The 7636-nt window shown below is 50.6% G+C and carries 10 protein-coding genes; 6 read left to right on the forward strand and 4 right to left on the reverse strand.

Going from position 1 to position 7636, the window contains the following annotated elements:
• Positions 1-46: 46 nt before the first annotated feature.
• From Q8O92_06550 to Q8O92_06575, 6 genes are all read left to right on the forward strand, one after another.
• Entirely contained in the window at positions 47-1126 is a 1080-nt protein-coding gene (locus Q8O92_06550; GenBank protein MDP2982968.1) for a sialidase family protein, read from the forward strand.
• A 47-nt stretch (positions 1127-1173) separates the two neighbouring features.
• A complete protein-coding gene (locus Q8O92_06555) occupies positions 1174-1965 on the forward strand; it encodes an SDR family oxidoreductase (protein MDP2982969.1) in 792 nt (263 codons plus the stop codon).
• A gap of 221 nt (positions 1966-2186) precedes the next feature.
• Positions 2187-2408: a hypothetical protein gene (locus Q8O92_06560; protein ID MDP2982970.1), complete on the forward strand. Its 222-nt coding sequence runs from the start codon at positions 2187-2189 to the stop codon at positions 2406-2408.
• A 1-nt stretch (position 2409) separates the two neighbouring features.
• Positions 2410-2667 carry a type II toxin-antitoxin system RelE/ParE family toxin gene (locus Q8O92_06565; protein ID MDP2982971.1) on the forward strand — a complete coding sequence of 86 codons (258 nt, stop codon included), beginning with the start codon at positions 2410-2412 and terminating at the stop codon, positions 2665-2667.
• 8 nt (positions 2668-2675) lie between these two features.
• Positions 2676-2882, forward strand: a complete 207-nt coding sequence (locus Q8O92_06570) for a hypothetical protein (GenBank protein MDP2982972.1) — start codon at positions 2676-2678, stop codon at positions 2880-2882.
• A 162-nt stretch (positions 2883-3044) separates the two neighbouring features.
• Positions 3045-4049, forward strand: a complete 1005-nt coding sequence (locus Q8O92_06575) for a hypothetical protein (GenBank protein ID MDP2982973.1) — start codon at positions 3045-3047, stop codon at positions 4047-4049.
• Positions 4050-4143: 94 nt separating this feature from the next.
• Here the strand turns inward: Q8O92_06575 and Q8O92_06580 are convergent, their stop codons facing one another.
• The 4 genes from Q8O92_06580 to Q8O92_06595 all read right to left on the reverse strand — a co-directional run bounded on the left by Q8O92_06580 (position 4144) and on the right by Q8O92_06595 (position 7480).
• The gene (locus Q8O92_06580) at positions 4144-5457 is read right to left on the reverse strand and encodes a nucleoside transporter C-terminal domain-containing protein (protein MDP2982974.1); all 1314 of its coding nucleotides are present in this window, start codon (positions 5455-5457) and stop codon (positions 4144-4146) included.
• A 27-nt stretch (positions 5458-5484) separates the two neighbouring features.
• The gene (locus Q8O92_06585; protein MDP2982975.1) at positions 5485-5616 is read right to left on the reverse strand and encodes a hypothetical protein; all 132 of its coding nucleotides are present in this window, start codon (positions 5614-5616) and stop codon (positions 5485-5487) included.
• A 139-nt stretch (positions 5617-5755) separates the two neighbouring features.
• Positions 5756-6499: an amino acid racemase gene (locus Q8O92_06590; GenBank protein MDP2982976.1), complete on the reverse strand. Its 744-nt coding sequence runs from the start codon at positions 6497-6499 to the stop codon at positions 5756-5758.
• A 201-nt stretch (positions 6500-6700) separates the two neighbouring features.
• A complete protein-coding gene (locus Q8O92_06595) occupies positions 6701-7480 on the reverse strand; it encodes a TMEM165/GDT1 family protein (GenBank protein ID MDP2982977.1) in 780 nt (259 codons plus the stop codon).
• Positions 7481-7636: the final 156 nt, after the last annotated feature.

Here is a 7636-nt window from a genome sequence, read left to right on the forward strand (position 1 = left end):
GGCAACAAGTTCGGCATGTCATCGTCCAATTTAAAGGAATTTAGTTTTGTGGGCTTTTACCCTATTTTTCCTGTCCGTCGCTCCCCTTAAAGCTGCCGAACCGTTGATAGTCCGGAATGTTGAAAATATCGTGGCGGTGGACAATGTCTGCGCATGGCCGAGTCTTACCCTCCTGCCGGACGGCGCCATTGCGGCCACTCTGTTCAACAAGCCATCACACGGCCTCATGGAAGGCGATGTGGACTGCTACGTGAGTGGAGACGGCGGCAGGACATGGAAATTTTCCGGAACGCCTTCTCCTCACGAACCCAAAACCATCCGGATGAATCATGCTTCCGGGATAAGCAACGATGGTTCCCTAGTGGTGCTTTGTTCCGGATGGGGCGGTAAGGACTTTCGTGAATACATTCTTCCGGTGATGGTCAGCCGCTCCCGCGACGAAGGCGAAACCTGGGACCGCAGCGGAGAGGTGAGGCTCCAGGAGGGCATGCCGAATCTTATTCCTTTTGGAAATATCATCCGGGTGAACGGTGGCACCCTTGCCGTTTCACTTTACGATGCCGTATCGATACCCGGAATAAACCGCGCCTACGTTTTTTTCAGCACCGATGACGGCAGAACCTGGCAGGACCCGGCCATAATCGGCGGGAGCGGCGCCCTCGAGAATCCCGCCCTTGGGAATTATAACGAAACGTCCCTCCTCCTTACTTCACAGAACCGTTTTCTGGCTGCCGCACGGACTTTCACACGGAACGCTTCTCTGGCGCTGCTGATTTCGGAAAATCGCGGAAAGTCCTGGATAATACCGGAAAATTTATACGGCAGCGGATTAACCAATCCGGGCGAGCACCCTGGACACCTCCTGAAACTCTCTGACGGTCGCATCCTTTTGACCTATGGCATCCGGTGGGGATCTCACGGTATCGGGGCGCGTGTCAGCAATGACAACGGGCTGAGCTGGGGACAGCCCATGATTGTGGTCTCTTACGGCGGCAATGACGGCGGATATCCTTCCAGCGTCCAATTTGAAGACGGCACCGTAGTGACCGCCTACTACAGCGATAAAAACCGGTTTCACGACCGTTACCATATGGGTGTAGTGCGCTGGAAAGTACCGAAAGAATAAAAAAAGTCCCTCTGTGCCTTTGTACCTTATCTTTCAAGGAAGAAACCATGGATTTTGGAATAAAAGGAAAGACAGCCATTGTCTGCGCTTCCTCCCAGGGGCTGGGGCGCGCCTGCGCCGAAGCGCTCGCCGGGGAGGGAGTGAATCTGGTGGTGAATTCCCGCGAATTCGACCGCATTTTCAATACCGCCCGCGCCATTGCTGAAACCTACGGGGTCGAGGTAGTTCCGGTGGCGGCGGATCTCAGCCAGCCGGAAACAGCGGAGAAGCTTCTTAAAGTTGCCCTTGATCGATTCGGCGGAGTAGATATCCTCGTCAACAACGCCGGCGGTCCCCCGCCGGGAACGTTCGCAGATACCGATGACGCTGCCTGGGAGAAAGCGTTTCACCTCACCCTCATGAGCGCGGTGCGCATGAGCCGCGCCGTTCTCCCGACCATGATCGCCAGTGGATGGGGCAGGATCATCAACCTCACTTCGCTCGCGGTCAAACAGCCCATCGGCGGCCTTCTTCTCTCCAACTCGCTGCGGAGCGCAGTCATAGGTATGGCCAAGACCCTTTCGCAGGAGGTCGCGGGAAAGGGAATTCTGGTCAATAATATCGCCACCGGAGACTTCGACACCGAGCGTCTTCGCGCCCTGTTCGAAAACCGCGCCAAAAAGCAGGGTATTACTCCAGAACAGGCTCGCGCCGCCCAGGAATCGGCTATTCCCCTGGGCAGGCTTGGCCGTCCCGAGGAACTTGCATGGCTGGTGACTTTTCTTGCCAGCGAGCGGGCGTCCTTCATCACTGGCGCCACCATTCAAGTGGACGGAGGAGCATCGAGCGGACTTTGGTAAAAAGAAGGAGACAGGAGTCAGGAGCCAGAATTAATGATTGTTTTTCGCAGAGACGCAGAGAAAAAAAGAGAGAAGACAGACAAAAAATTTTTCTCTCGCAAAGTTCGCGAAGTTCGCAAAGAAAAATAAAACAAAAGCAACAATAAAAAGTTGCATTATGCTATGAAATGATTTATAATGGTAGCAAAACGTTATAATTGCAGGGTATGGAGGTGAACGCTATGGCAACAGCAGTGAGAATATCTGAAGAACTTGTCAATGAGGCAAAAAAATTTAGCCGGATAGACCATAGATCCTTAACAGGCCAGATTGAACATTGGGCTCGCATGGGTAAATGTGCTGAGGAAAATCCAGATTTAACTTTTTCGCTCATCAAAGAAATTTTAATTGGAGTAGAAGAATTGGAGCAAGGCGAAAAGTCTGAATATAAATTTGGAAAATGACATGAAAATATACCAATCAAGGTCTTTTGAGAAAAAGATAAAGAGAATACATAAAGGAGAAAAAGAAATAGTAGATCAGGAAATAAGAAATATTGCAAATAATCCTTCTATTGGAGTTGAAAAGAAAGGAGGTCTAAGGGGAATATTTGTTCACAAATTCAAAATTAAAACCTCTGAGTATCTTCTTGCTTATCGAATCATTGGAGAGGATTTGGAGTTAATCATGATTGGTCCACATGAAAATTATTATCGAATGTAGGAGGTGTCATGGTTACCATTCATCCACAGTACGTAGTTGACCAGAATCAGCAGCGTAAGGCGGTACTTCTCCCGCTGGCTGAATGGGAGCGGATTGTCGAAGATCTCGAGGAACTCGATGATATCAGGGCCTATGATGAAGCGAAGTCGGGCTCGCAGGAAACCGTTCCTTTTGTGCAGGCAGTGCGCGAGATTGAAAAAGGATATAAAGCGTGACCTTAGCAAACTACAGGTTCATCGCTGTACGCATAAACTGGGCGGACCGAGGAATTGGCCTGGCTGGTGGCTTTTCTGGTAAGCGAGCGGATATCTATATTACCGGAACTGCAAAACTAGAGAGCTGAAGTGCATTAAAATGGCTTTTGTAAGGATTTACAGATGATTGAGATTCCACCTGATCACAAGTACGCCGCGCTCGCCTTAAGAGTAAATCGTCTCGAATTTCAGTTCAGTGATCCTTTTCATCTGGATCGGGAACGACTGGTCACTCGTGAGTTGCCACTTGCTATGCCCGACCACTGGCAAAAGTGGCTCGGTACTCTTAAGGTCGACGAGTTGAGTAAAGCGAACCTATTTCTGTTCGCCCATGCACCATCGCAGACTCCAGAAATCCTCGATGGTGAGAATATACGGTTGTCAGATCTTATACACCGTCTGTACTTAGGTTTGTTGGTATCTTTTCCATATATTGATCATGGAGAAGGTACACTGATGACCGGTGTTAATCACAACGGTGAAATCGACGTTCGCAGAGTGTCACGCTACAACGCAGTCCATCCCCCTCTGGGCTGTCACGGTGCGCCGATTGATGATTCCTTTCTGGACATTACGATGCAGGTAGCTGAAGGAATTTCAACACTGGAGAGAGAAGGCGAGTACAATCGAACTTGGCGCATCATGCATGCATTATATGCAGCACTCAAAGCGGAAGAACTTGGTGTCAGAATTCACCAGTGCGTAAGGTGTATTGAGGGATTTATCTTACCGGAAATAGGGAATACAAGACGACAATTCATCAGTCGCGGCGCGCTATTTATAGGGTCGGGCCACGATGAACTTCTCGGCACTCTTTTTGACGTTCGCAGCGCTGTTGAACACTTGCATGGACCGTATAAAGCTATTTCGGCACATGATCGGATGCAAAAGGACCTACTTTTAGCAAAGCTCGGCTTCAGGGCTGAGGCAATCGCTCGAGATTGCATCCAGCGCTTGTTCACTACCGATACCTTGTGGCCTTACTTTAAAGATGACAATGCACTCGAGAAATTTTGGGCCCTCGATCCAACGCAGAGAGCGAGGATATGGGGGGCACCGATTGACTTCAAGAATAAATTCAAATACTTTAATTCAGAAACTGCGAAGATCCAACTCACACCTCGTTGAAAAGCTCTTTCTCATAAGGAAATCAACGCTCATTCCATCTCTCTATCATCTTTTATCATAAGCATCAAACGCATCACCGGTTCAGACAGTCTTTTCATGGCCTGTTAAAAATAATCGATCCTTCAGTAAAGAATGTCCCCGCCACGCAGGCGGTCATAAGGCAGGCAAGTGTTGCGGCTATGAGCGCCCTGACCCCGATTTTGCTCAGGGTATTGGTTGTAGAGGGCGCGATGGCGGATACTCCGCCGATAAATATGGCCAGGGAGGCCACATGGGCGAATCCGCAGAGTGCGTAGGCGCAGATAACCGCAGACCGGGGATCGGTGAGCAGGTGTTTTCCCATTGCGGCGGCCAGGTCCTGGTATGCCGTAAGCTCGGTTACAATGACCCGCTCTCCGATGATCTTTGAAATTGTGCCCGCATCAGAGAGGGGAACCCCCAGAATCAGGGTAATCGGATAAAAAACATATCCCATCAGCCCTTTGAGCGACCAGTCGATCCCGATTCCGAAAAAAGCGTTGATCCAGTCTCCCGCGCCGGCAAGCACCAGGTCGATGAGCGCTACAAGCCCCAGCACCGCCACAAGCAGAGCGACGATCCCCACGATGAGTTTCACCCCGGCATTGGCCCCGTTGATAACGGCCTCGAAGATGTTCGCCTCGCGGTCGTAGCTGGGATGGATATGCTGCCCCAGGGTTTCCGGGGTTTCTGTCTCCGGGACGATGATTTTTGCCATTACTATCGCCGCCGGCGCCGACAGGAAAGAGGCGGAGATGAGGTGTCCGGCGATTGTAGGAAAATAGGCTTTGAGGCTGAACACATACACCGCTAGGACATTGGAGGCCACAGTGGCCATACCCGCGGTTAGAACCAGCGCCAGTTCGGAGCGGGTCATATTCGCCAGATGAGGACGGATGGTAAGAGTGGATTCGATCCCCACGAAGATATTCGAGGAGGTGCAGAGCGATTCAGCGCCGGAAATGCGCATAAACCGGGTGAAAAGGTAGGCGAACGCCCTGATCAGACGGGGCATGATACCCAGGAAATAGAGGATGGACATGAGCGCAGAAAAGAAAATGATGGTGGGAAGAGCCTGGAACGCCAGGAAGAATCCGAGGGAGCTTTCTCCTGAGGCGTTCGAGGCTCCGGGAGGAAGAGCAAGCCTGCCGAACAGAAATTCGGCGCCGGCCGCCGCCGAACCCATGATTTTGACCACCACATCGTTTATCCAGAGGAAGACCGTTGCTCCGGGCGGGAAAACGAACACGAAAAATGCGAAGATGAATTGGAGCGCGATACCCCAGAATATGGCCCGCCGATTGAGAATCCTGCGGTTTTCTGAGAAAAGCCACGCGATTCCGAGGAGTATGAAGATGCCGGCAAAAGAGATAAGGTTATAGACGGACATGAGGCTCCGCAGTCGGTGATGGATTACTCAGCCTTGTTTCTCACGATTCTTTTTAGAGCTTCGGTTGATAATCTTGATTATTATCAGAAACACACCGATACCAAGGGTGAACAATGCCGCGACAGCGCCTATAATGTCGAAAATTGAAATATACCACATATGTTTGTCCCGGTTAAATACATGACGATATAAATAATTGGGAATGTTTTGTATGTCGTCATGTATAGATTACATTTACAGTAATCTACACGAATCCTTCATTCCTTGTCAATGGTTTTCCTCGCCCGCACAAAGCACCTCATTTTTCCTTCGGGCAGCAAACGGAACCCTGAAACAATCTCTCCATGCCTGTATGACCCACCGCAGCTCTGAGCGCTGTCCGCGCCAGGAGCCGTGTGGAGTCGAGAGTCGGGAGCGGAGAAACATCGGGGGTGATCAGGAGAGGGATTTCGGTACAGCCGAGGACCACTGCATCGCACCCCTCTTGTTTCAGGGAGGCGATGACATGGGAGAAAAAGGTACGCGAATTACCGGTAAAGAGACCGTACACAAGCTCATCGAATATGATGCGATTAATGTGCTCACGCTCTTTCTCGGGCGGTATGGTATGGAGTATGTTCGCAGCATCGAGTTTTTCACGGTATACAGGGCCTTCCATCAGATAGCGGGTACCCAGAATCCCGAGAGAGCGGTAACCGAAGGTAATCGCCTCGTTGATTACCGCGTCCGCAATGTGAATCCAGGGACGGGGGGTACTGGCGCATACTGTATTGAATGCCTGGTGAATGGTGTTGTCCGGGCAGATAAGGAAATCGGCGCCTGCACGGGTCACCTTCTCTGCCGAACTGATCATGAGCTGCGCCACTCCCTCCCAGTCGCCGTTATAGATGTGCTTCATGTATTCGCTCAGCGGATAGGTGTGCATGGTGATTTCGGGGTGGGCGTGACGGCCCAGGATATCAGCGCCCTCCCTGCATATGGCCAGATAGCAGAGAGCCGCGCCTTCAGCGGAACAGGCCACGATCCCGATATGCCGAATCATGTCTCCTCCTTGTGAAAAGATATACATGATGACAGATATTGTGTTTTATTTCAAAATAGATGCCGAATCAAGTTCGGCATGACATGTGTCATCCTGAACTCGTTGCCGCTTCGCGGGAACGATAAAACCGTTTCAGGATCTAATTCCAATAAGCATTCATAATGGCATGAATTCCATTATTTACATCACCCTGACCCTCTCCTAATTAGGAGAGGGTGGCCGAAGGCCGGGTGAGGTTTTCGACAGCCCGGAAAGCTCTGAAACATTTTTTTCCGGATCCTTCAGAAGGCATTCAATCTGTTTCTCTTCCCTTTTCGATGCCTGGCGGATGATTTTTACCGATACTCCGGTGATCAAGGCTAATACCACGAGGATGACGACTGCCAAATGCATGCTCAAAAAAAACATTTCCCTTGATACCTGGAAAACACCATAGAAGCCGAACAGGAAAAATACAATCGCTGAAACAACCTTGATGGTCTCTTCGGGAATTCGTTTGCAGAGAAGAACCCCGAATCCGATCCCGAAGGCATCCGCAACCAGCATTCCCAGCGTAGTGCCCATGAGAATTCCGAGGGGATGAGCGGGGAACCGGGCGGCAAGTGCGAAAGTCGCCAGCTGCGTTTTGTCACCAAGCTCGGCTATGAAAAATGCGATGGCCACAGTTATAACCGGGCCGTACCGGGTTGGCTTTTTATCCTGACCCTCCAGAGTATCTCCTCTGATGGTCCACAATCCGAACAGGATGAACGAAAATGCGGCGAGACCCTGTATCCATCCCTCTGCGGATTGAAACCTGGTCAGGTAATTCCCGGCGGCCACTGCCAGCGCATGATTGGCCACAGTGGCAAAGAACACCCCCAGAAGAACATGCAGGAATCGATACCGTGTGGCGAAAGCCATGGCCAGAAGCTGGGTCTTGTCTCCCATTTCAGCCAGGGTTACCGCGCCAAAGGAAACAAGGAAAGCGAGCAGAGTCATTTACAATCTCCGCCTCCATTGGAATTTACACAAAACAAATAAATATACCTTACCAACTTGTTCATGTCAACAAGCGGAGAGGGATCTGTCCATCTCCCATTTTTATTCGGCGAGAGATATGCCATATTACTTATGGCAAAATCCCCCCGCCGCATA

The sequence above is a fragment of the Candidatus Latescibacter sp. genome (genome assembly GCA_030692375.1).
Taxonomy (GTDB): Bacteria; Latescibacterota; Latescibacteria; order Latescibacterales; family Latescibacteraceae; genus JAUYCD01.